This window comes from Mycobacterium sp. WUMAC-067 (genome assembly GCF_020217485.1).
Classification (GTDB): domain Bacteria; phylum Actinomycetota; class Actinomycetes; order Mycobacteriales; family Mycobacteriaceae; genus Mycobacterium.
In genome coordinates this window covers 1-23028 of the sequence record NZ_JAEKMI010000046.1, presented here as the reverse complement: position 1 = coordinate 23028, position 23028 = coordinate 1, and the positions used below count along the sequence as shown (strand labels likewise).

The following is a 23028-nucleotide window of genomic DNA, read 5'->3' as shown; positions in this document are numbered from 1 at the left end:
CCGCACGATCGGGGCCCTGACCTGGCGTCGTGCCCGCGACGGGCCTATTGCAGCGTCGCGCTGCCGTCCGCGGCGACGGCAACCTTGGCGCCACCGATATCTTCACGCACCGATGCCTGCGTCGCGGCGTCATCGGTGACCACGGCCAGCGCCCGCGACCCATCGGGTGTGCGCACGGCCAGAAAGGCCTTCTCCGGCCGCCCCTCGCGGTCGTACGGCGTGGTCCAGGCCTCGACGGTGCCGACACCCTCCCACTCGACCACCGCGTCGGTCGTCGGCTCCCGATCGACGGCCGGTTGCGTGTCCTCCCAACGAAATTCGGCCGGCGGTTCGGTGCTGTAGACGCCGAAGCTGTGTTTGGTCAGGTAGCCGCCGTTGGCGGTGATCAGCCCGCGCCGGCCCGGATTGGCCACCAGCAACTCCGCCATGGTGGCGATCGAATGCATCACGTAGTTGCTCCACGGGCCGCCGGCGAACGTCAGCCCGCCGGTCACGGTCAGCGGCCGGGCGGGGTCGTCGACCCCCAGCCCGAGTTCGGCCGCCGCCACTTGCACCGCGGAGGGAAAGCACGAGTACAGGTCGACGTAGTCGACGTCGTCGATGCCCAGCCCGGCCAACTCGAGCGCGCGTGCACCGGCGATCCGGATGGCCGTGGACCGGTGCAGTTCGTGACGCTCCGCGATGGACGGTGTGTCGTGCGCGTCGGTGCCCGCGTGCGGGTACACCCATTGATCGGCCGGGATCTTCAGCCTCCTGGCCTGCTCGACCGAGGTCAGGACGAGCGCCGCGCCCTGGTCGACCATGTTGTTGGAGTTCATCAGCTTGGTGTAGGGCCAGCTGATCATGCGGTTCTGCGGGCCCGCCCGGCGGATCTCGTCGGCGCTCGACGGCGTGCGGATCCATGCGTGCGGGTTGTCGACCGCCACCGCGTTGAACCGCGCCCACAGCTCCCCGATGCGCTCGAGGTGATCGTCGATCGACTCGCCGTTTGCCACCCGCAGCGCCTCCTCGAACAGCGGGTAGACGTAGGAAGGCCGGTCGAGCTGGATCCTGATCTCGGCGTCGCCGGCCATCGGGACGTCGTCGCCGCTGACCTCGGCCATCGGCACGGAGCGGTCCTGCTCGGTCCACACCAGCTTGCCGCCCTGGGCCCGCAGCCCCCGCCGGGTACGCCAGGTTTCGGCGCCGGCCAGCAGCACGACGCCCGCGCGGCCGCGCTGGATGTCCAGGCAGGCCTGGTTGAGCAGGGATTGCGGCACATTGCCGCCGACCGGGCTGTACAGCGTGGTGAAGTCGGAGGCGCCGATGCGCTGGCCGAGCAACAGGCCGGGATCGCGGTACTGGGCCGACAGGATGTTCACGATCCGAATGGAATCGACGGCCTCGATCACCGCGGTGCCGGCGGCCCGCTCGACGGCGGCCACCATCAGGTCCATCGGCTCGACGGACCGCTTCGACGGGTCGATCTCGTCGCGATGGTTGACCTGGCCGTAGCCGACCAACACCGGGGTCCTGGGGTCGACGGTCATACGACGAACTTATCGGACCCCCAACGGGCGGCTCGCCGCACATTCGGCCGCGAGCGTGCGGCTGGCCGCACACTCGGGCGATCTGGGGGTGGCTCAGGCGTCGGCGGGCGGGGCGAACAGCACGCGGTCGTCGATCAGCCGCTGAATGTCGGCGGCATTCATTCCCAGCACGTTTCGGCAGATCTCGACGGTGTCCTGCCCGGGCTGCGGTGCCGGCGCCCGCCGGGCCGACGGGATGTGGCGGTAGGGCGCCGGGCCCGTCTCGGCGGGCAGTGGGTTCTCGATCAGCGGATGAGTCATGGCGCTGTACACATTTCGCGCGATCAGCTGCGGATCCTCGAGTATGTCGGGCGGACGGTTCATCGGTCCGGCCGGAACACCCGCGGACTGCAGCAGTTCGGCGGCCCGCGGCGGGGTGCGGGTGCGGGTCCAGGCCGAGACCCGTTCCTCTAACTCGCCCCGATTGTCCAGTCGGGCTTCCCCGGTGGCGAACCGTGGGTCATCCGCCCATTCGGGGTGGTCGAAAACCGAGGCGGCGCGCCGCCATTCGTCGTCCGAGCGGATCGAGATGACGCACCATTCGTCGTCGCCCGCGCAGGGGTAGACGGCGTGCAGGCTGGTGTCCTGCCGGATCTGGGCGACGCCCGCGGCCAGCGCGGCTTGCGTGACGTACAGGGTGTCGAGCTGGTTGACCACGACTTCGGCCTGGGAGATGTGGACGTGGGCTCCGTTGCCCGTCCGGTCGCGGTGGATCAGCGCGGCGAGCGCGGCGATCGCGGTGACGCGGCCCACCACGTGGTCGGGGAATACCGTCGTCGCGTCGTAAAACGCGTGCCGCGCCGCCTCGGTGCCCTCCCCCGGGCCGTCGCTCGTCCAGAGCCGGGTGACGCCGGTCGTGGCGCGCACCAGTGGGCCGTATCCCAGCCGCGCGTTCCACGGCCCCGTGTCGCCGAACGCGCTGCTCTCGGCGAGCACGATCCGCGGGTTGAGGGCGCGCAGCTCGTCGTAGGAAAACCCCAGTGCGGTAAGGGTTCCCGGCTTGAAGTTGGCGAAGACCGCGTCGGCCTCGGCGACCAGCCGGCCGAAGACCTTCTTGCCCTCCGCGCTGCGCAGGTCCAGCCCCAAACCGCGGTTGTTGCGGTGCGTCCAGGCGAAGGACTCGCTCATGGCCTCGCCGACGCGGGCCTGCCGCAGCCCGTCGGGGTAATCGGCGCTTTCGACCTTGATCACGTCGGCGCCCAGGTCGCCGAACAGCCGGCTCAGCTCACCGCCGGCGACGATGATGCCGAGATCCAAAATCCGCAGTCCCGCAAAGGGATAATCGCCGAGCCGGCCCGAGGCCGACGGCACCACCGACGGGTTGCCGCGCCAATACGGTTCGTCGTGCCCCGCGGCGGGCGCCGGCGTGCGAAAACCCGCGCGCCGGCCGTCGACCACGAAATATCCGGTCGGCACGCCGGTGCGCACGCCCGGGACGAGTTCGGCGTCGGTGATCGCGCCGACCGCCTGGAAGTGTTCGGACCCCAGGATCCGCGCCGGCGTCAGCACCGCCGCGATGGGCACCCCGTGCGCCTGGCCGGCGGCCACCAGATCCTTCATGGTCTGTCCGGCGAACAGCTTCTCCAGCAGCTCGCTGATCTGTGGCCACACCGCGAACCGCGCGCCGATCACGTCGTATCTGGGGTCTTGGAAATCTTCGGGCTCCCCCAGCCAGCGCCGCAGACCCCGCCACTGCCGGGGCGCCATCACGCACAGCCGGACGTAGCCGTCCCGGCAGGGATAGATCGGGTAGGCGTCCTGGTTCTTCGGGCGCCCCCGCCACCGCCCCGTCCGCCGGATGCCGGCGGCGGCCTGCCCGCGCGCGCCGAAGGCCGGGTCGAGGGCCATGACGACCGCGTCGAACCACGAGAAGTCGATGTAATCTCCCGTGCCGCAACGCAGTCGGTTGTAGTACGCCGCGAGCGCGGCCCACGCCGCCTGGACGGCCGCGGTGGCCGACGCGATGCCGTCCGGCGGCAACACCGGGGTGCCGGTGGTGGGGCCGGACCGCGACAGCGCGCCGCACATCGCGTACAGCACCGGATCGGTGGCGCGCCACGAGGAGCGCGGGCCCGTCGCGCCGAAGTCGGTGATCGACAGCACCACCAGGTGTGGGTAGCGGGCGGCCAGCTCCTCGCCGGAGGTCCCGAACATGGCGCCGCGCTCGTCGGCGCCGGCGTCCACGACGATGTCGGCGTCGGCGGCCAGATCGAGGAAGCGGGCGCAGTCGTCGTCATCGAAGGGGTCGAGCGCCGCGCTGCGCTTGTTGGCGTTGTGCACGGCGAACGGGATGCTGGCGCCGCGCAGCGTCGGCAGCGCGTCACGCCCCAGGCAGCCGCCCGGCGGTTCCACCTTCAGAACGTCGGCACCCAGGTCGGCGAACAGGCGGGTCACCGCGTCGGCCACCCCACTCGTCACGTCGAGGACGCGCACGGCATCGAGCAACCCGTCGACCATCTGCACACCGTACCTGCCTGGTCAGGGCGCTGCACGACGGGCGCTCACCCACCCTGACGGGGCGGGATGCGGTGAAAAGGCCGGGTGGGCAAGCGGATTCGGCGCCCGCCGGTCGGGGTCGGCCCGAAGGCTCAGTCGGGGACCCGCGCCGGCGCGGCGTGGGCTATCGTCACAGGCCGACCGCGACCCGTCGTCCGATGGAGGCCTCCGCTATGACCGCGCACCTGAGCTACGTCGAGGCCGTGGTGGTCGGCGCGTTCCAGGGCGTCACCGAGCTGTTCCCGGTCTCCAGCCTGGGGCACGCGGTGTTGGTGCCGGCGCTCGTCGGCGGCCGGTGGGCTGAAGACCTCAGCGTCTCGGCCCCCCACTCGCCCTACCTGGCGTTCATCGTCGGCCTGCATGTGGCCACCGCCGCCGCCCTGCTGCTCTTTTTCTGGCGCGACTGGGCGCGCATCCTGTCGGGGTTCTTCTCGTCGCTGCGGTATCGCCGCATTCAGACGCCCGACGAGCGGCTGGCCTGGCTGATCGTGGCGGGCACCATCCCGGTGGGCCTGGCCGGGCTGGCGCTCGAGCAGCTGTTCCGCACCACGCTCGGCAAGCCCGTCCCGGCGGCGACGTTCCTGTTGCTCAACGGCATCGCCCTGTACGTGGGCGAGGTCCTGCGCCGCCGCATCGCGCCCGCGCCCGCGCCGGGCACACCCGCAACGGCCGACGCGGAGCTCGAACACGGCGACGAGGCCTCGGACCAGCGGCTCGCCCAACTTCCGCTGCCCCGCGGCCTGGTGATCGGCGCCGCGCAGATCCTCGCCCTGTTTCCCGGTATCAGCCGTTCGGGGATCACCATCGTGGCCGGCCTGTGGCGCGGCCTGTCGCACGAGGACGCCGCCCGCTTCTCCTTCCTGCTCGCGACGCCGATCATCCTGGCCGCCGGGGTGTACAAGATTCCGGAGCTCTTCGGGCCGCTGGGCGCCGGCATCGGCGGCCAGGTGCTGGCCGGCAGCGTCGCCTCCTTCGTCTGCGCCTACCTGGCCGTGCGCTTCCTCACCCGGTACTTCCAGACCCGGACGCTGACCCCGTTCGCGATCTACTGCGCCCTGGCCGGGGCCGCCAGCCTGGTGTGGCTCGCCGTGCACTGAACCTCGCGCGTCGCACGTGAGGCCCACCGGCTGTTGCGCGGCCGGACTTCGAGTGCTGTGCTTACCGGATTGTCTAGTTGACACCCGTCAAGAATCTGGAAGGCACCGAATATGGCAGACACGGGTTCCCTTGGCCTCAAAGTCCGCGGAAAGGTCATCGTCATCACCGGCGGAGCCCGGGGAATCGGGCTGGCGACCGCGACCGCGCTGCACAATCTGGGCGCCAAGGTCGCCATCGGCGACGTCGACGAGGTGCGGGTGAAGGAGTCGGGCGCCGACCTCGGCCTCGACGTCTACGGAAAACTCGACGTCACCGACCCGCACTCCTTCTCCGATTTCCTCGACCAGGTCGAACGCCGGCTCGGCCCCATCGACGTGCTGATCAACAACGCCGGCATCATGCCGGTCGGCCGGATCGTCGACGAGCCGGACGCGGTCACCCGGCGGATTCTGGACATCAACGTCTACGGCGTGATCCTGGGCAGCAAGCTGGCGGCCCAGCGCATGGTCCCCCGCGGCACCGGCCACGTCATCAACGTCGCCTCCCTGGCCGGTGAGCTCTACATCGTCGGCCTGGCGACCTACTGCGCCAGCAAGCACGCGGTGGTCGCGTTCACCGACTCGGCGCGGCTGGAGTACCGCTCGGCCGGGGTGAAGTTCTCGGCGGTGTTGCCGACGTTCGTCAACACCGAGCTCACCGCGGGCACCAACGGGGCCAAGGGGTTCCGCAACGCCGAGCCCGCCGAGATCGCCGACGCGATCGTCAAGCTGGTGGCCCACCCCAAGCCGCGGGTGCGGGTCACCAAGGCCGCGGGCGCGATGGTGGTGTCCCAGAAATTCTGGCCGCGCCGGATCGCCGAGGGCCTCAACCGGATGCTCGGCGGCGACCACGTCTTCACCGACGACGTCGACGTCGAAAAGCGGCAGGCGTACAAAGCCCGCGCCCGCGGGGAGGAGTAGCGGGAGGGATCGGTGGGAACAATCGGTGAGATGACCGACGCAACCGCGCTCTCCGACGACGAACTCGCCCTGATCGACAAGTACTGGCGCGCCGCCAATTATTTGTCGGTCGGGCAGATCTATCTCCTCGACAACCCGCTGCTCACCGAGCCGCTGACCACCGAGCACGTCAAACCGCGGTTGCTGGGGCACTGGGGCACGACACCGGGGCTGAACCTTGTCTACGCGCACCTGAACCGGGTCATCCGCCGCCGCGACGCCGACGTCATCTACGTGACCGGGCCGGGTCACGGCGGACCCGGGCTGGTCGCCAACGCCTACCTCGAGGGCACCTACAGCGAGGTCTACACCGGCATCGAGGAGGACACCGAGGGCCTGCGCAAGCTGTTCCGGCAGTTCTCCTTCCCCGGCGGCATCCCCAGCCACGTCGCGGCCCAGACGCCGGGATCCATCCACGAGGGCGGTGAGCTCGGCTACGCGCTGGTGCACGCCTACGGCGCCGCCCTGGACAACCCGTATCTGGTGGTGGCCTGCGTCGTCGGTGACGGCGAGGCCGAAACCGGGCCGCTGGCCGCCAGCTGGCACTCCAACAAATTCCTCGACCCGGTGACCGACGGCGCCGTGCTGCCGATCCTGGCGCTCAACGGCTACAAGATCGCCAACCCGACGGTGCTAGCCCGCATCCCGCACGCGGAACTGGAATCGCTGCTGCGTGGCTACGGGTACCGGCCGATCACGGTGGCCGGTGATGACCCGGCCGACGTGCACCAACAGCTCGCCGCCGCCCTCGACGACGCCTTCGACGACATCGCGGCCATCCAGAGCGCGGCGCGCGGCGGCAACGGGGTCGAGCGGCCGGTGTGGCCGATGATCGTGCTGCGCACCCCCAAGGGCTGGACCGGGCCAAAGGTGGTGGACGGCAAGAAGGTTGAGGGCACCTGGCGCTCGCACCAGGTGCCACTGGCCGAGACGCACGGCAATCCCGAACACCGCGCCCAGCTCGAGGAGTGGCTGCGCAGCTACCGACCCGAGGAGCTTTTCGACGAAACCGGCCGGCTGCGTCCGGAGCTGCGGGCGCTGGCGCCCACCGGTGATCGGCGGATGAGCGCCAACCCCCACGCCAACGGCGGGCTGTTGCTGCACGACCTCGACCTGCCGGACTTTCGTGACTACGCCGTCGCGGTCGAGCGGCCGGCGGCCGTCACGCACGAGGCCACCCGGGTGCTGGGCGGCTTCCTGCGCGACGTGATCGCCCGCAACAAGGACCGATTCCGGCTCATGGGCCCCGACGAGACGGCCTCGAATCGGCTCGACGCCGTCTACGGATCGACCGACAAGGTGTGGCTGTCCGAGATCGAGCCCGACGACGAGCACCTGGCGCCCGACGGCCGCGTGATGGAGGTGCTGTCGGAGCACCTGTGCCAGGGCTGGCTGGAGGGCTATTTGCTGACCGGGCGGCACGGCCTGTTCAACTGCTACGAGGCGTTCGTGCACATCGTCGACTCGATGATGAACCAGCACGCGAAATGGCTTGCCACCAGCCGGGAGTTGCCGTGGCGGCGGCCGATCGCGTCGCTGAACTACCTGCTGAGCTCGCATGTGTGGCGGCAGGACCACAACGGCGCATCGCATCAGGACCCGGGTTTCATCGACCTCGTCGCCAACAAGCGACCCGAGCTGACCCGGGTGTACCTGCCGCCGGACGGGAACACGCTGCTGTCGGTGGCCGATCACTGCCTGCGCAGCCGCGACTACATCAACGTCATCGTCGCCGGCAAGCAGCCCGCGCTGGCCTATCTCGACATGGACCAGGCCATCGCGCACTGCACCCGCGGACTGGGCATCTGGGAGTGGGCGAGCACCGCCACCGACGAGCCCGACGTGGTGCTGGCGTGCGCCGGGGACATCCCGACGTTGGAGACGCTGGCCGCCGCCGACATCCTGCGCTCCGAGCTGCCGGAGCTGGCCGTCCGGGTGGTCAACGTCGTCGACCTGATGCGGTTGCAGCCCGATACCGAGCACCCGCACGGCCTGCCGGACCGCGAGTTCGACGCGCTGTTCACCCCGGACCGGCCGGTCATCTTCGCCTACCACGGCTATCCGTGGCTGATCCACCGGCTCACCTACAGCCGCACCAACCACGCGCACATGCACGTGCGCGGCTTCAAGGAACGCGGCACCACGACGACGCCCTTCGACATGGTGATGCTCAACGATTTGGACCGCTTCCATCTGGTCATCGACGTCATCGACCGCGTCGACGGATTGGCCAGCCGCGCCGCCATGCTGCGGCAGCGCATGGTCGACGCCCGCCTGGCCGCGCGGATGTACACCCGCGAGCACGGCGAGGACGACCCGAAGATTTCGGGGTGGACCTGGGAGCCGAGCGAGCAGAACGAGCGAAGTGAGTGATGCGAGCGAGGCGACCCATCCAACTGGAACAAAGCGACGATGAGATTCGTGTGACGGCAATCGCGTTGCCCTGGTGCGCCGGGGGGCCGCCGGTAGACTGGCCGGATGCTTGAGGCCACCGGGATAGCCGACGTTCACCCTGTGGTGCCCCAGCTTTCGGCGGCCCACCGGTTCCGGATCCATCTCGACATCGCCGTCGTCGTCGTGGTGCTCGTGCTGACGGACCTGATCGCGCATTTCACAACGCCGTGGGCGAGCATCGCGACCGTCCCGGCCGCCGCCGTCGGGCTGGTCATCTTGATGCGGTGCCGCGGTTTGGGCTGGGCGGACCTCGGCCTCGGCCGCGAGCACTGGAAGCCGGGACTCGGTTATGCGCTGGCGGCCGTGGCCGTCGTGGCCACGGTGATCGCGATCGGCGTGCTGCTGCCGGCGACGCGGCCGATGTTCCTGAACAACCGCTACGCCACGATCTCGGGGGCGATGGTCGCCTCGATGGTCATCATCCCGCTGCAGACCGTCATCCCCGAGGAGCTGGCCTTCCGGGGCGTCCTGCACGGCGCGCTCAACCGGGCGTGGGGCTTTCGCGGGGTCGCGCTGGCGGGCTCGCTGCTGTTCGGACTCTGGCACGTCGCCACGTCGTTCGGACTGACCAGCAGCAACGTGGGCTTCACCCGGCTGTTCGGCGGCGGAATCGTGGGAATGCTGGCCGGGGTGGCCGGCGCCGTGTTGGCGACGGGCGCCGCGGGATTCGTCTTCAGCTGGCTGCGCCGGCGCAGCGGCAGCCTGATCGCGCCGATCGCACTGCACTGGTCACTGAATGGCCTCGGTGCGCTCGCCGCCGCGTTCGTGTGGCATCTGTCCACCTGACGCCGGTCACACCAGCAGCACCGCCGCGCCCGCAATGCGCCCCGCGCTCAAATCCGCCAACGCCCGATCGGCTTGTCCCAGAGGGTATTCCGGGGTGGTCACCTCGATGTGGTGCTGAGCCGCGAAGTCGAGGAAGGCCCGCGCGTCGGCCCGGGTGTTGGACGTGACCGATCGCACCTGGCGTTCCTGAAACAGGTGACGCTGGTAACTCAGCGCCGGGATGTCCGACAGGTGGATCCCGGCGATCGCCAGCGTGCCACCGCGATCCAGCGCCTCGAGCGCGGGCAGCACCAGATCACCGACCGGGGCAAAGAGGATCGCGGAGTCCAGCGGCGCAGGCGGCCGATCCGCCGCGCCTTGCGCGGACGCGGCGCCGAGTTCCAGCGCCAGCTCGCGGGCGCGTGATCCGCGGGTCATTACGTGCACCTCGGCGCCTTGGGCCAGGGCGACCTGCGCGGTGAGGTGGGCGCTACCGCCGAAGCCATAGAGGCCCAGGCGCCCACCGGGCGGCAGGTCGGCGCGAAGGAGCGAGCGATAACCGATGATGCCCGCGCACAGCAACGGGGCGAGTTCGCTGTCGCTGTAGCCGCTGGGCAGGGGATGCGCGAAAGCGGCCGGGACGGTGGCGAATTCGGCGTAGCCGCCGTCGGCGTCCCAGCCGGTGTAGCGGGATTTCGGGCAGAGGTTTTCGTCGCCGCGGCGGCAGTATTTGCACACGCCGCAGGTGTGGCGCAGCCAGGCGATGCCCACCCGGTCCCCCACCCGGAACTCGTCGCCGGCCTCCGGGCCGATTTCGACGACCTCGCCGACCACCTCGTGGCCGGGGGTGACCCGGTCGCGGTGGACGGGAAGGTCGCCTTCGGTGACGTGCAAGTCGGTGCGGCACACCCCGCACGCGCGCACCGCCACCAGCAGTTCGGCCGGCGCCGGCCGCGGCACCTCGGCGGTGACCTGCTCGAGCGGGCCGGTGTCCATCGGCCCGGGCCGACGCACCCGCCAGGCCCGCATTGCCGTGGTGGTCACCGGTGACGCCATCACACCATCATGCCGCTAACCACCACGGCCGCAACGGGTTAGGCCCGCTACGTCCTGCGCACCATGCCGACGATCCAGAGCAGGATCACCGAGCCGAGCAGGGCGGTGAAGAAGGTGAAGAAATAGCCGCCGCTCGCGGTGTCGACGAAGAAGCTCAGGATGAACCCGCCGACCAGGGCGCCCACAATGCCGATCACGATGTCCATCAGGATGCCGGCTCCGCTACCGCGGATGATCTTGCTGGCGATCGCACCGGCGATACCGCCGATGATGATGTAGCCGATCCAGCCGACGCTGGTGAGTGTGCTTGATCGAGCGAGGAATTCCGTAGCTGCCATGATGTCCATCGCGGGTCTCCTTGCAATCGCTGGCAAAGCCCAGCACTTTGCTGGGCCGTCACTTCGGTATACCCAGTTTGGGTCACAAAACGAGTGCCGAATTGGAGACGGTTGACCAGTCGGTTTTCCGTCGGCCCGTGCGATCAGGGCCGACCGGTCAGGCCGAAAGGGTTTGTTGCGGTGCCGGTGTGGGGGTGGGACTGACCTCCACGGCCGGCGCCTGACCCGGAACCGGTGCGGGAGCCGGCGCCGGGGCTCCCGGAGCCGCAGGCGCTGGCGCCGGTGCGGGCGCTCCCGGAGCCACCGGTGCGGGAGCCGGTGCGGGCGCAGGGGCTCCCGGGGCCGCCGGCGCTCCCGGGGCGCCCGGCGGCGGTGGCGGAGCCGCCGGCGGTGTCCACGCCTGGATCGACTCGGTCAGCGCCTTGGCCGCGCCCCGGTCCACCGGGTCGTTCGAGGTTCCGAGCCACACCACGAACCAGCGCTGCGCATTCCCGCCGTTGGCCGAGCCGATGACGCCCGTCCAGATCTGGCCGTTCGGCTTGGAGGCATCACTGAATTTGACTTCGTAGTACGAGCCGCTCCCGGTGCTTCCATTGGCGCCGGTGAGCGGGGTGCTCTCCTGGTTGACGCGGGTGCCGGGATAGGGCATGAAGAACTCACCCATGTCCGAACCCAACCGCACCGCGGCCTTGGCATTGTCGGCTTCCGCACTGGCGTAAAGCTTTTGGTCGAGGCGGCCCATCACGATGCGGGTGTCGTTGGCAACCGGCGGCGGCTGGTCGGGCATCGGTGGCGGGCCCGTCACCTTGCTCAGCAGCGCCGAGCCGTAGTCCAGATGGGAAGCGTCCGACTCCACCCACCCGGCGGGCAGGACGTAGCTGAATCCCCCCACGGCGTTGTTGATGCGCCCGGCGTTGGGGTCGACCGGCGGTGGCGGGGGCGCATTCGGGTCCACGGGCGGCGGGGGGGCGTTGGGGTCGACCGGCGGTGGCGGTGCCCCGTTCGGGGCGACGGCCGGCGGGACCGCGTTGGGGTCACCCGGTGCCGGTTGCCCGTTCGGCGCGGGTGCGGCCGGCGCCGCGGGCGCCGCGGGTGCGGCCGGTGCCGCGGGTGCGGCCGGTGCCGCGGGCGGGGCCGTGGCCGTGCTCGGCGGGACGGGGGTCGGGACCTCGGGATCGGCATACGAGGTCGCCGGCAATGCGATGGCGAGGGCGCTGGCACCACTCACCGTGGTGATCGCCAGCGTCGTCCACAGTCCTTGGCGGCGTGTCGAGGTCGGTTCCACCTGCTCCATGGCGACGAACCTACCGTGTTACCGCTGTGACGCAAGGAGCTTTGCGGACTAATGCAGCGCAGTTGTGCCGATGTTGCCAATGTGCAACCTGCCGAGTGCCGCCCGGAGATCGAGTGCCGCACGGACATTCGGCCGCCGGCGCTCAGTGCGCGGTCGGATACAGCGTCACCTCATGGGCTTTCACGGAGAACCACACCCGGTCGCCCGGCGCCAATCGCAACTCCGCGGCGGCGTCCGCGGTGATCTCCGCGGCGAGGCCGGGGGCACCGTCGGGTTGCTGAGCGCCGCGCACCAGCACCGCCGACCCGCGGATATCCATCTCGGACACGGTGACCTCGACGGCGTTGCGGGGGCTGCCGTGCGGCCGATCGCGATACACGGCCACCACCGTGGGCGGGAAAACCGCGATCGCGTGCTGCCCGGGTGAGACCAGATCGCCGCGCTCTTGTGGGGCCGCATACCAGCGGTCGCCGGAGTGCGCGACCAGCGAGCCGTCGGTGTCGACCGTGCCATTGACCAGGTTGATACCCGCGATCCGGGCGGCGAAATGACTGCGGGGCGCGGTGAGCACCTCGGGCACCGGGCCGATTTCGGCGACCCTGCCCGACTCGAGCACCAGCACTCGATCGGCCAGCGTGAACACGTCCAGCAGGTCGTGGGTGACCAGGATCGCCGCACAGCCGATGCGGGTGACGACCTTGCGCAGCACCGCCCGGATCGCCGCGGCCGCGGCGACGTCGAGCCCGGCCAGCGGCTCGTCGAGCAGCAACACATCGGGTTCGGCCGCCAGCGCCCGCGCGATCGCGACCCGCTGTGCCTGTCCGCCGGAGAGTTGCCGCGGTTTGCGGTCGGCGAAGCGCTCGGCGTCCACCTCGCGCAACCAGCGCGCTGCCGTCGCCTTCTCCGCCGCGCGGGCCGAGCGCAGCCTCGCGCGGCGACTGTGCGGTCCGAACGCGACGTTGGCGGCAACACTCATGTGCGGGAACAACAATGCGTCTTGCAGCAGCAGCCCCACCCGGCGGTCGTGCGTCGGGACGTCGACCCCGGTCGCGGTGTCGGTCAGGACTCGGTCGCCCAGCCGCACCACCCCGCGGTCGGGTCGAAGCAGGCCCGCGATGACGTGCAGGACAGTCGATTTGCCCGCGCCGTTGGGGCCCAGCACCGCGAGCACCTCCCCCGCGGCCACGGAGAACTCCACGTCCACGTGACGCTCGGAGACGACCGCGCGCAGCTGCAATTCACTCATGGTCCGGCCCTACCTGTCACTCATGGTCCGGCCCTACCTGGCGTCCGCGCCGGTCAGCCGGCGCGTGCCCAGCCCCAGCACCACCAGGGCCGCCACCACCACCAGCAGGATCGACAACGCCACGGCGGCGTCGGCGTCAGTCACCCGCTGCAGATAGATCTCCAGCGGAAGCGTGCGGGTCACCCCTTGGCGCGAGCCGGCGAAGGTCAGCGTGGCGCCGAACTCCCCCAGCGAGCGGGCGAACGCCAGCACCGCGCCCGATACGACGCCGGGCACCAACAGCGGCAGGGTGACCCGCCACCAGACCGCGCTGGGCCGCGCCCCCAGCGTCGCGGCCACCACCTCGAAATCGGACCCCGCGGTGCGCGCGGCGCCCTCGAGGGAAATCACCAGGAATGGCAGCGAGACGAACGTCTGCGCCAGCACCACCGCGGTGGTGCTGAACGCGATGCGGACGCCGGCAGCCTCCAGGTACTGGCCGAGCAATCCGAACCGTCCGAACGCATACAACAGGGCGATCCCCCCCACGACCGGCGGCAGCACCAGCGGCAGCAGGATCAACGGCCGCAGCAACCGCACCGCCCGCGCGGTGCTGCGGGCCAGCACCAGCGCCATCGGCACGCCCAGCGCCACGCACAACACCGTGCTGGCGGCGGCGGTCTGAAGGCTGAGCGCCAGCGCCGTCCTCGACGAGGAGCTCGTGATCAGCGACCAGAAATGCGGCCAATCGACCTTGACCGCGATGGCCAGCAATGGCAGCACCACGAAGACGGTCCCGACGGCCGCGGGGAGATACACCCAGCGGGGCAGATCCGTGCTATGCGCGCTAATACATGCCCTCCTGCCGACGGTCACTTCGAACACTCACGCGGGACCCGCTCACCCACTCTCCGCATTACACCGGAATGCCGCGGGCGGCGCGCCGAAGCGGGGCCGATACCCGCCGAGCGGTAGTCCGCCGGTGCGACGAGAATGGTTTTGCGCGGCCATCGCCGCGGGTAGCCGGAAGGTCACCGCCAGGACGAAGGTGCATGGATGCCATCTGAACAGGCGCCGCCCCCGCCCAAATCGGCGCCGGGCTGGTACCCCGATCCCGCCGGGGTAGGCCATGGGCTGCAACGGTATTTCGACGGCACCAACTGGACCAGCGAATGGGCTTTCGCCACCGAGCCGCCGAAGAAGGGCGTCTCGGGAAAGGCGGCCCTGGCCCTGGCGGTACTCACCGCGCTCGTGCTCCTCGTCATCGTCGGCAGAAGCTGGGGCTTCGACGGAAAGGATGGCGGCCAATCGTCCCCGTCGGGTGGTGCGACCGTGGCGGGACCGTCGACACCGACCGAGGCGGCGCCGTCGACGCCGGCCGGTCCGAAGAAGCCCGACGGAGTGACCTTCACGACCGCTCCAGGCCCGGACGGCGACATCGTCAACGCCCGCTTTGCCATTCGAGACAACTACACCGAGGCGATGATCAGGGACGGCGCGCGGCTCGACACCATCGCGATTCTCAAGTACGCGCGAGCGACCTATCCCGAGGCCGCCGCGGTGAACGTTCAGGGCACTTTCCCGATGACCGACCCGTACGGCAACACTTCGACCCAGGTCGCCATCGACCTCACCTACTCGCGGGCGACGTTGAACAAGATCAACTTCGATGGCGTGAGCAAGAACAGCATCTGGGAGATTCGCGATTCCGGCGCCATTCTTCCGGCCTTTCAGCCCTAGCCGACGGCGGTGGCGGTGGGCCGGCGGTCAGGGCTTGGCGAAGCCCGCCTGGGCCAGGATCTGCTGGCCGGCCGGGGAAGTCACCAGGTCGACGAACTTCTGCGCCTGCGCGGCATGCGCGGCGTTCCGCAGCACCCCGATGGGGTAGACGTTCACCGCGCCGGCCGCCTCGGGGAAGGTCACGGTCGCGACCTTGCCGGCGGCCGTCTTGGCGTCGGTGACGTAGACGAGCGCGGCGTCGGCCTGACCGGTGGTGACCTTGTTGAGGGCGTCGGTCACGCTGAGTTCCTCGCTGACCGGGTTGAGCCGCACCCCGGCGCTGTCTTCGACGCGACGCGCGGCCGCCCCGCACGGCACCGGCTGCTGGCAGATCACCACGTTGAGGCCGGGCTTGGCCAGGTCGGCGAAGCTTTCGATCTTCTTCGGGTTGCCCGGCGCGGTGACGATGACCAACGTGTTCGCCGCGAAGTTCCTCGGCTCGCCGCTCAGCAGGCCCGCCTTGCCGACCGTGTCCATCTGCGCGGTGTCGGCCGACGCGAAGACGTCGGCGGTGGCGCCCTGCGTCAACTGGGTGGCCAGCTCGGAGGAGCCCGCGAACTCGAAATCGACGCCGGTGCCCGGGTTTTCGGCCGTGAACTGCTGACCGATCCGGGTGAACGCCGGTTTGAGCGACGCGGCGGCAAACACCATCGCCTTCCCGGACGCCTGCGGCGACTGCGCCGGCGGTTTGGAACCGCACCCGACCAGCCCGGCCACCAACACCGTCGAAACCAAACTGGCCAGGATCCCGATCCGACGCATGGGATGCACCCTAACCCGCCGATGCTGCGGTGCGCGTGGCGCCCAAATCGCCGCAAAAAGTGACGCACAAATAGTTACCGAACTGATCCGCGCGTCGCGGCGGCAAAAATTTCGCCGGCTAGCTACTGTCCAGTAACATATACGGGGATTGACGCCATAACGCGCTGAGGTCCCAGGCAGAGGAGGTCATGGCAGTGGAGGTACTGGTTACCGGCGGAGACACGGAGCTGGGGCGCGCGGTGGCCGAGGGCTTCCGCGACGACGGCCACAGAGTGACCCTCGTGGGCGCGCGCAAGAGCGATCTGGAGATCGCCGCCAAGGAACTAGAGGTCGAGGCGATCGTCTGCAACACCACCGACCCGGCCAGCCTCGAAGAGGCTCGCCCGCTGTTCCCCCATCACCTGGACACCATCGTCAACGTGCCGGCGCCCACCTGGGAGGCCGGCGACCCGCGCACCTACTCGATCGCCGACACCGCCAACGCGTGGCGCAATGCCCTTGACGCGACGGTGCTTTCGGCGGTGCTGACCCTTCAGACCGTGGGCGATCATCTGCGTTCGGGCGGGTCGATCATCAGCGTGGTACCCGAGAACCCGCCGGCGGGCAGCGCCGACGCGGCGATCAAAGCGACGCTGGCGACTTGGACCGCGGGACAGGCGAGCGTCTTCGGCACGCGCGGAATCACGGTCAACGCCGTCGCCAGTGGGCGCAGCGCTCAGGCCGGCTACGACGGGCTTTCGCGCACCGCCGCGCCGGTGGCCGCGGAGGTCGCCCGCCTGGCGCTGTTCTTGACCACGTCGGCGGCGCGCCACATCACCGGTCAGACGTTGCATGTGAGCCACGGCGCGCTGGCTCAGTTCGCCTGAGGCGTAACCCGCGCCCGCCGCAAACCCTTCTCCCGCGCCCGGCCGATCGCTACGGTAATCAGCGTGGCTATTCGACTTGGTCTGCAGATTCCCAACTTTTCCTTCGGCACGGGGGTAGAGCAACTCTTCCCCACCGTCATCGCCCAGGCACGCGAGGCCGAATCCGCGGGATTCGACTCGGTTTTCGTGATGGACCACTTCTACCAACTGCCGATGCTGGGATCGCCCGATCAGCCCATGCTGGAGGCCTACACCGCCCTGGGGGCGCTGGCCACCGCCACCGAGCGGGTGCAGCTGGGCACCTTGGTCACCGGCAATACGTATCGCAACCCCACCCTGCTGGCGAAGATCATCACCACACTGGACGTGGTGAGCCAGGGCCGCGCGATCCTGGGCATCGGCACCGGCTGGTTCGAGCTCGAGCATGACCAGTTGGGTTTCGAATTCGGCACCTTCACCGACAGATTCAACCGGCTCGACGAAGCCCTCGAAATCATCCTGCCGATGATCAAGGGCGAGCAGGCGACCTTCTCGGGCAAGTGGTATCGCGCCAGCGACGCGGTCGCCAATCCCCGCTTCCGAGACCACATTCCGCTGATGATCGGCGGCAGCGGCGAAAAGAAGACAATCCCGCTCGCCGCAAGGCATTTCGACCACCTCAACGTGATCGCGGGCTTCGACGAACTGCCCGGCAAGTTGGAGGTGGTGCGGCGCTCGTGCGAGGAGGTGGGCCGCGACCCGGCGACCCTGGAGACCAGCTCGCTAACCACGGTGCTGATCGACGAGAACGCGAGCCTCGACCAGATTCCCGCGGAGATGAAACAGCGCATGGTGGTCGGCACCCCGGACTCGGTCGCCGATCAGATCAAGACCAAGGTCATCGACGCGGGCATCGACGGCGTGATCATCAACCTGCCGTTCTACACACCGGGCATCGTCGAGGCGGCCGGCGAGGCGCTGCGCCCGCTCGTCGGGCTCTAGGCGGCAGGGCTCAGCGCGCACCCGGTCGGCGAACATGACGAGAATCACGTTCGCCGACCAGGAGTGATGCGCGCGGTGTGGTTGATTACACACGTTGTGAGTTGGGTTTCGGGGTATCCGCCTGACTAGCGTGGTTGCTAATCGCAGTCGCGCGTCCAAAAGCCCTCGTCAGGAGCAGCGGAAACATGAGCCCCCAGCCAGGTACCAAAGCTGGACCGGAGCGTCGCCATCAGGTCGTCATCATCGGGTCGGGCTTCGGCGGGCTAAACGCTGCCAAGAAACTCAAGCACGCGAACGTCGACATCAAACTGATCGCCCGCACCACGCACCACCTCTTCCAGCCGCTGCTGTACCAAGTGGCGACCGGCATCGTGTCCGAGGGCGACATCGCCCCGCCCACCCGGGTCGTCCTGCGTCGGCAGCGCAACGTCCAGGTGTTGCTCGGCGACGTCACCCACATCGACTTGGACGGCAAGTTCGTCGTGTCGGATCTGCTCGGCCACACCTACGAAACCCCTTACGACAGCTTGATTGTCGCCGCCGGCGCGGGCCAGTCCTACTTCGGGAACGACCATTTCGCCGAGTTCGCCCCGGGCATGAAGTCGATCGACGACGCGCTCGAGGTCCGCGGGCGGATCCTGAGCGCCTTCGAACAGGCCGAGCGGTCCCGTGATCCGGAACGACGCGCCAAGCTGCTGACGTTCACCGTGATCGGTGCCGGCCCCACCGGCGTCGAAATGGCCGGGCAGATCGCGGAATTAGCGACCTACACGCTTAAAGGCTCGTTCCGCCACATCGACTCCACCAAGGCGCGCGTGATCCTGCTCGACGCCGCCCCCGCGGTGCTTCCGCCCTTCGGCGACAAGCTGGGTCAGCGGGCCGCCGACCGGCTGGAAAAGATGGGCGTGGAGATCCAGCTGGGCGCCATGGTCACCGACGTCGACCGCAACGGCATCACCGTCAAGGACTCCGACGGCACGGTCCGGCGCATCGAATCCGCTTGCAAGGTCTGGTCCGCCGGCGTTTCGGCCAGCCCGCTGGGCCGCGACCTCGCCGACCAGTCGACGGTCGAACTCGACCGGGCCGGACGCGTCAAGGTGCTGCCCGACCTGTCCATCCCGGGCCACCCCGACGTGTTCGTCATCGGCGACCTGGCCGCGGTCGAAGGCGTGCCGGGGGTAGCCCAGGGCGCCATTCAGGGCGCCAAGTACGTCGCGAGCACGATCAAGGCCGAACTCGACGGCGCCGACCCGGCCGAGCGGGAACCGTTCCAGTACTTCGACAAGGGATCGATGGCCACGGTGTCGCGATTTTCCGCGGTGGCCAAGATCGGTCCGGTCGAATTCAGCGGCCTGTTCGCCTGGTTCGCGTGGCTGGTCCTGCACCTGGTCTACCTGGTCGGGTTCAAGACCAAGATCAGCACGCTGCTGTCGTGGACGGTGACGTTCCTGAGCACCCGACGGGGTCAACTCACCATCACCGAGCAGCAGGCGTTCGCCCGCACCCGGCTCGAACAGCTGGCGGTGCTCGCCGCGGAGACCAAGCGCCCGGTCGCCCGACGGGCCAGCTAGCCGCGCGCCGTCGCCAGTCCCGTTGCGGGACCTAGGTATTCGGCGATCGCGCAACCGGAGTGCCCTGCGATCAGCCTTCGCGAAGCTCGAGGTTCTGCAGTCGCACCTGGCCGCGGGCAACCACGCGATCGTCGTCGTCGGTGATGGTGACCAACCACAATTGCTGGCGCCGGCCGCGGTGAATCGGTTCGACCCTGCCGTAGACCATGCCCGAGCCGATGGAGCGCAGGAAGTCGGTGTTGTTGTTGACTCCCACGACATTTCCGCCACCGCGGGTGGCCAGCCAGGTGTAGGCCGCCACGCTGGCCATGCTTTCGATCATCGAGCAGTAAACGCCGCCGTGCACCAGACCCATCGGCTGCAACAGCTTGGGCGTGACCTCGAGTTGGGCGCGGGCGCCGTCGGGGCCGAGTTCGGTGAACTGCAAGCCGATCTCGCGGTCGAAGGGCGCGGAGAAATGCGGCGGGATGATCGTTTCCTGCGGCTCTGGCACGCCCCTGTGTCTACACCATCGCGTGCGGGACGGCTTTGGCGGCAGCACAACTCGCCGGATATACCCCGAAAACGGCTGAGCCCCGTGCACTAGGCACGGGGCTCGCCGATCGAGTAGACCGGGGGTCACTGCAGCCCTCAGGACTCTCACGCGGTCCGTTATCGCTCGACTGGATTAGCATAGGCAAGGCTGCCCTAACTTTGCAAGGGGTATTGTTCGACTTGTTCGCGCCGGGGCGCGACGGCGGGCCGGCACAGAGATTCGTCAGCTTTCCGTACGACGGTCGGTAGTAAGCGGGAGTAGTCTGGTTTCGACGCTCAGGAGATGAACGAACTATGGCCAAACTGACACGGCTGGGGGATCTGGAACGGGCCGTCATGGACCATCTGTGGTCCACGCCCGAGCCTCAGACGGTTCGCCAGGTCCATGAGGCGTTGGCGGCCCGGCGCGACCTTGCCTACACCACGATCATGACCGTGCTGCAGCGGCTGGCCAAGAAGAACCTGGTCTCCCAGATCCGCGACGACCGCGCACACCGGTACGCCCCCGTGCACGGCCGCGACGAACTGGTCGCCGGCCTCATGGTGGACGCGCTGGCCCAGGCCGAGGACTCCGGGGGCCGGCAGGCCGCGCTGGTGCACTTCGTCGAGCGCGTCGGCGCCGACGAGGCCGCGGCGCTTCGGCGCGCGCTCGCCGAACTGGAAGCCAATCAACGCAACAACTCGCCATCTGCTGGCGCAGCCCCGGAGGGCTGAGGGACACTAACAGTGTGTCCGCGCTGGCTTTCACCATTCTCGCGGTGCTACTGACCGGTCCCGTGCCGGCCATGTTGGCACGCGCGCGCTGGCCGCTGCGCGCCCCCCGTGCCGCCATGGTGTTGTGGCAAGCCGTCGCGCTGGCCGCGGTCCTGTCGGCCTTCAGCGCCGGGATCGCGATCGCCACCCGGCTGCTCATGCCCGGTCCCGACGGGCGACCCACGACCAGCATCGTCGGCGCCGCCGACCGGCTCGGATGGCCGCTGTGGACGGCATACATCGGGGTTTTCGCGCTAACCGTGCTGGTCGGCGCCCGATTGATGGTCGCACTCGCCCGGGTGGCCATCGCCAATCGCAAGCGACGGGCCCATCACCGCATGGTCGTCGACCTGGTCGGGGTCGGCCACGACGCGGCGCTGTCCCAGTCCTGCACCCGCAGGCGCGACCTTCGCGTACTGGATGTCCCGCAACCGCTCGCCTACTGCCTGCCGGGTGTGCGCAGCCGGGTGGTGGTCAGCGAAGGAACGCTGAGCACGCTCGCCGACGCCGAAGTCGCCGCCATCCTCACCCACGAACGGGCCCACCTGCGGGCCCGGCACGATCTGGTGCTCGAGGCGTTCACCGCCGTGCACGCGGCCTTCCCGCGGGTGGTCCGCAGCGCCAATGCGCTGGGGGCCGTCCAGCTTCTGGTCGAGCTGCTCGCCGACGACGCGGCGGTGCGCGCCGCCGGCCGCGCTCCCCTGGCCCGGGCGCTGGTCGCCTGCGCGTCGGGGCGGGCGCCGTCGGGCGCGCTCGCGGCGAGCGGCCCCAGCACGGTGCTGCGAGTGCGCCGGCTGGGCGGACGCGGCAACAGCGCCACGCTGTCGGCGGTCGCGTACCTTGCCGCGGCGGCGGTCTTCGTGGTGCCCACCATCGCGCTCGCCGTGCCCTGGCTCACGGAGCTGGAACGCCTCTTCAACCTCTGACGCCGCCGAGGGCCGATCACCCCGGGCGCGTGTCCATGCGCTGTGCCACAGTGTCACCGAAAGCTTTTGCGAAATGTTCTCCCGATTTGAGAGGCAAGACATGAGTTCGTCGGACACGCAGGCGGGTTCCCAGACCGGCACCGCGCAGATCGGCGTCACGGGCCTGGCCGTGATGGGGTCGAACATCGCCCGCAATTTCGCCCGGCACGGTTACACCGTGGCGCTGCACAACCGGTCGATCGCCAAAACCGATGCGCTGCTCAAAGAGCACGGCGGAGACGGCACGTTCGTGCGTACCGAGACCATCGCCGAATTCCTCGACGCGCTGGAAAAGCCGCGACGGGTGCTGATCATGGTCAAGGCCGGTGACCCGACGGACGCGGTGATCAACGAGCTCGCCGACGCCATGGAGGACGGCGACATCATCATCGACGGTGGCAACGCCCTCTACACCGACACCATCCGCCGCGAGAAGGCGATGCGCGAGCGCGGCCTGCATTTCGTCGGCGCCGGCATCTCGGGCGGCGAGGAGGGCGCGCTCAACGGCCCGTCGATCATGCCGGGCGGCCCGGCCGAGTCGTACAAGTCGCTGGGCCCGCTGCTCGAGGAGATCTCCGCGCACGTCGACGGGGTGCCGTGTTGCACCCACATCGGTCCCGACGGCGCCGGGCACTTCGTCAAGATGGTGCACAACGGCATCGAATACTCCGACATGCAGCTGATCGGCGAGGCCTACCAGCTGCTGCGCGACGGCCTCGGCAAGACCGCCGGCGAGATCGCCGACGTGTTCGACGAGTGGAACTCCGGCGACCTGGACAGCTTCCTCGTCGAAATCACCGCCCAGGTCTTGCGCCAGACCGACGCCAAGACCGGCAAGCCGCTCGTGGACCTGATCCTCGACGAGGCCGAGCAGAAGGGCACCGGCCGGTGGACGGTCAAGTCCGCCCTCGACCTCGGTGTGCCGGTCACCGGCATCGCCGAGGCGGTGTTCGCCCGCGCGCTGTCTGGGTCGGTCACCCAGCGCAAGGCCACCACCGGGCTGGCCTCGGGTGAACTCGGTGAAAAGCCCACCGACGCACGGCAATTCACCGAGGACATCCGGCAGGCGCTCTACGCGTCGAAGATCATCGCCTATGCGCAGGGCTTCAACCAGATTCAGGCCGGCAGCGCCGAATACGACTGGGGCATCACGCCCGGCGACCTGGCCACCATCTGGCGCGGCGGCTGCATCATCCGGGCGAAGTTCCTCAACCGGATCAAAGACGCCTTCGACGAAGACCCCGACCTGCCGACGCTGATCGTCGCCCCTTACTTCCGCAGCGCCATCGAGGCCGCCATCGACGGCTGGCGGCGGGTCGTGGTGACCGCCACCCGGCTGGGCATCCCGATCCCCGGCTTCTCCTCGGCGCTGTCGTACTACGACGCGCTGCGCACCGAGCGGCTGCCCGCCGCGCTGACCCAGGGGTTGCGGGACTTCTTCGGCGCCCACACCTATGGGCGCATCGATGACGACCCCGACAAGCGCTTCCACACGCTGTGGAGCGGCGATCGCACCGAAGTGCCC

20 protein-coding genes are annotated in these 23028 nt (G+C 69.4%); 11 read left to right on the top strand and 9 right to left on the bottom strand.

Annotation, left to right across the window (positions count from 1 at the left end):
• Positions 1-44: 44 nt before the first annotated feature.
• Together JF781_RS23035 and JF781_RS23030 are read right to left on the bottom strand one after the other, a co-directional pair.
• Entirely contained in the window at positions 45-1529 is a 1485-nt protein-coding gene (locus tag JF781_RS23035) for an acetyl-CoA acetyltransferase (RefSeq protein ID WP_225328835.1), read from the bottom strand.
• 93 nt (positions 1530-1622) lie between these two features.
• The gene (locus tag JF781_RS23030) at positions 1623-4025 is read right to left on the bottom strand and encodes a CoA transferase (RefSeq protein ID WP_255642240.1); all 2403 of its coding nucleotides are present in this window, start codon (positions 4023-4025) and stop codon (positions 1623-1625) included.
• A 212-nt stretch (positions 4026-4237) separates the two neighbouring features.
• Here JF781_RS23030 and JF781_RS23025 point away from each other — a divergent pair, with 212 nt between their 5' ends.
• From JF781_RS23025 to JF781_RS23010, 4 genes are all read left to right on the top strand, one after another.
• Positions 4238-5161, top strand: a complete 924-nt coding sequence (locus JF781_RS23025) for an undecaprenyl-diphosphate phosphatase (protein ID WP_225328833.1) — start codon at positions 4238-4240, stop codon at positions 5159-5161.
• 111 nt (positions 5162-5272) lie between these two features.
• Positions 5273-6121: an SDR family oxidoreductase gene (locus JF781_RS23020; protein WP_225328832.1), complete on the top strand. Its 849-nt coding sequence runs from the start codon at positions 5273-5275 to the stop codon at positions 6119-6121.
• 30 nt (positions 6122-6151) lie between these two features.
• Complete coding sequence (locus JF781_RS23015) at positions 6152-8533, top strand: phosphoketolase (RefSeq protein ID WP_225328831.1); 2382 nt, start codon at positions 6152-6154, stop codon at positions 8531-8533.
• A gap of 105 nt (positions 8534-8638) precedes the next feature.
• The gene (locus tag JF781_RS23010) at positions 8639-9400 is read left to right on the top strand and encodes a CPBP family intramembrane glutamic endopeptidase (RefSeq protein ID WP_225328830.1); all 762 of its coding nucleotides are present in this window, start codon (positions 8639-8641) and stop codon (positions 9398-9400) included.
• Between the two features lie 6 nt (positions 9401-9406).
• On the opposite strand, the gene JF781_RS23005 is transcribed toward JF781_RS23010, so the two are convergent.
• The 5 genes from JF781_RS23005 to JF781_RS22985 form a co-directional block, all read right to left on the bottom strand.
• Positions 9407-10435 (bottom strand): zinc-binding alcohol dehydrogenase family protein, encoded by a 1029-nt coding sequence (locus JF781_RS23005; protein WP_225328829.1) that lies wholly within the window; start codon positions 10433-10435, stop codon positions 9407-9409.
• Between the two features lie 47 nt (positions 10436-10482).
• A complete protein-coding gene (locus JF781_RS23000) occupies positions 10483-10782 on the bottom strand; it encodes a GlsB/YeaQ/YmgE family stress response membrane protein (protein WP_225328828.1) in 300 nt (99 codons plus the stop codon).
• A gap of 148 nt (positions 10783-10930) precedes the next feature.
• The gene (locus tag JF781_RS22995) at positions 10931-12067 is read right to left on the bottom strand and encodes an alanine and proline-rich secreted protein Apa (protein WP_225341309.1); all 1137 of its coding nucleotides are present in this window, start codon (positions 12065-12067) and stop codon (positions 10931-10933) included.
• A 142-nt stretch (positions 12068-12209) separates the two neighbouring features.
• Positions 12210-13313: a sulfate/molybdate ABC transporter ATP-binding protein gene (locus JF781_RS22990; protein WP_225330541.1), complete on the bottom strand. Its 1104-nt coding sequence runs from the start codon at positions 13311-13313 to the stop codon at positions 12210-12212.
• A 33-nt stretch (positions 13314-13346) separates the two neighbouring features.
• The gene (locus JF781_RS22985; protein ID WP_225330543.1) at positions 13347-14144 is read right to left on the bottom strand and encodes an ABC transporter permease; all 798 of its coding nucleotides are present in this window, start codon (positions 14142-14144) and stop codon (positions 13347-13349) included.
• Between the two features lie 204 nt (positions 14145-14348).
• Here JF781_RS22985 and JF781_RS22980 point away from each other — a divergent pair, with 204 nt between their 5' ends.
• Entirely contained in the window at positions 14349-15032 is a 684-nt protein-coding gene (locus JF781_RS22980; protein ID WP_225330540.1) for a DUF2510 domain-containing protein, read from the top strand.
• Between the two features lie 27 nt (positions 15033-15059).
• Here JF781_RS22980 and modA read toward each other — a convergent pair whose 3' ends face one another.
• Positions 15060-15833, bottom strand: a complete 774-nt coding sequence (gene modA, locus JF781_RS22975; protein ID WP_225330539.1) for a molybdate ABC transporter substrate-binding protein — start codon at positions 15831-15833, stop codon at positions 15060-15062.
• 188 nt (positions 15834-16021) lie between these two features.
• Between modA and JF781_RS22970 the strand changes: the two genes are divergently transcribed.
• The 3 genes from JF781_RS22970 to JF781_RS22960 all read left to right on the top strand — a co-directional run bounded on the left by JF781_RS22970 (position 16022) and on the right by JF781_RS22960 (position 19251).
• Positions 16022-16699 carry an SDR family oxidoreductase gene (locus tag JF781_RS22970; RefSeq protein ID WP_225330538.1) on the top strand — a complete coding sequence of 226 codons (678 nt, stop codon included), beginning with the start codon at positions 16022-16024 and terminating at the stop codon, positions 16697-16699.
• Positions 16700-16756: 57 nt separating this feature from the next.
• Positions 16757-17680 (top strand): LLM class F420-dependent oxidoreductase, encoded by a 924-nt coding sequence (locus JF781_RS22965; protein WP_225330542.1) that lies wholly within the window; start codon positions 16757-16759, stop codon positions 17678-17680.
• A gap of 185 nt (positions 17681-17865) precedes the next feature.
• Entirely contained in the window at positions 17866-19251 is a 1386-nt protein-coding gene (locus JF781_RS22960; RefSeq protein ID WP_225330537.1) for an NAD(P)/FAD-dependent oxidoreductase, read from the top strand.
• A gap of 70 nt (positions 19252-19321) precedes the next feature.
• On the opposite strand, the gene JF781_RS22955 is transcribed toward JF781_RS22960, so the two are convergent.
• Positions 19322-19744: a PaaI family thioesterase gene (locus JF781_RS22955; RefSeq protein WP_225330536.1), complete on the bottom strand. Its 423-nt coding sequence runs from the start codon at positions 19742-19744 to the stop codon at positions 19322-19324.
• 335 nt (positions 19745-20079) lie between these two features.
• Between JF781_RS22955 and JF781_RS22950 the strand changes: the two genes are divergently transcribed.
• The 3 genes from JF781_RS22950 to gndA all read left to right on the top strand — a co-directional run.
• The gene (locus JF781_RS22950) at positions 20080-20499 is read left to right on the top strand and encodes a BlaI/MecI/CopY family transcriptional regulator (protein WP_225330535.1); all 420 of its coding nucleotides are present in this window, start codon (positions 20080-20082) and stop codon (positions 20497-20499) included.
• A 14-nt stretch (positions 20500-20513) separates the two neighbouring features.
• Positions 20514-21464, top strand: a complete 951-nt coding sequence (locus JF781_RS22945) for a M56 family metallopeptidase (protein ID WP_225341308.1) — start codon at positions 20514-20516, stop codon at positions 21462-21464.
• A 100-nt stretch (positions 21465-21564) separates the two neighbouring features.
• A partial coding sequence (gene gndA / locus JF781_RS22940) for an NADP-dependent phosphogluconate dehydrogenase (protein WP_225330669.1) occupies positions 21565-23028 on the top strand: 1464 nt, incomplete at its 3' end.

What these genes read in the sequence shown, in the direction of transcription:
- JF781_RS22970 (WP_225330538.1), top strand. Translation starts at nt 16,022, where the DNA reads ATGGCAGTGGAGGTACTGGTTACCGGCGGAGACACGGAGCTGGGGCGC.
- JF781_RS23010 (WP_225328830.1), top strand. Translation starts at nt 8,639, where the DNA reads ATGCTTGAGGCCACCGGGATAGCCGACGTTCACCCTGTGGTGCCCCAG.
- JF781_RS22990 (WP_225330541.1), bottom strand. Translation starts at nt 13,313, where the DNA reads ATGAGTGAATTGCAGCTGCGCGCGGTCGTCTCCGAGCGTCACGTGGAC.
- JF781_RS22950 (WP_225330535.1), top strand. Translation starts at nt 20,080, where the DNA reads ATGGCCAAACTGACACGGCTGGGGGATCTGGAACGGGCCGTCATGGAC.
- JF781_RS22980 (WP_225330540.1), top strand. Translation starts at nt 14,349, where the DNA reads ATGCCATCTGAACAGGCGCCGCCCCCGCCCAAATCGGCGCCGGGCTGG.
- JF781_RS22960 (WP_225330537.1), top strand. Translation starts at nt 17,866, where the DNA reads ATGAGCCCCCAGCCAGGTACCAAAGCTGGACCGGAGCGTCGCCATCAG.
- JF781_RS23000 (WP_225328828.1), bottom strand. Translation starts at nt 10,782, where the DNA reads ATGGACATCATGGCAGCTACGGAATTCCTCGCTCGATCAAGCACACTC.
- JF781_RS23005 (WP_225328829.1), bottom strand. Translation starts at nt 10,435, where the DNA reads ATGGCGTCACCGGTGACCACCACGGCAATGCGGGCCTGGCGGGTGCGT.
- JF781_RS23030 (WP_255642240.1), bottom strand. Translation starts at nt 4,025, where the DNA reads ATGGTCGACGGGTTGCTCGATGCCGTGCGCGTCCTCGACGTGACGAGT.
- JF781_RS23035 (WP_225328835.1), bottom strand. Translation starts at nt 1,529, where the DNA reads ATGACCGTCGACCCCAGGACCCCGGTGTTGGTCGGCTACGGCCAGGTC.
- JF781_RS23015 (WP_225328831.1), top strand. Translation starts at nt 6,152, where the DNA reads ATGACCGACGCAACCGCGCTCTCCGACGACGAACTCGCCCTGATCGAC.
- JF781_RS23020 (WP_225328832.1), top strand. Translation starts at nt 5,273, where the DNA reads ATGGCAGACACGGGTTCCCTTGGCCTCAAAGTCCGCGGAAAGGTCATC.
- modA (WP_225330539.1), bottom strand. Translation starts at nt 15,833, where the DNA reads ATGCGTCGGATCGGGATCCTGGCCAGTTTGGTTTCGACGGTGTTGGTG.
- JF781_RS22995 (WP_225341309.1), bottom strand. Translation starts at nt 12,067, where the DNA reads ATGGAGCAGGTGGAACCGACCTCGACACGCCGCCAAGGACTGTGGACG.
- JF781_RS23025 (WP_225328833.1), top strand. Translation starts at nt 4,238, where the DNA reads ATGACCGCGCACCTGAGCTACGTCGAGGCCGTGGTGGTCGGCGCGTTC.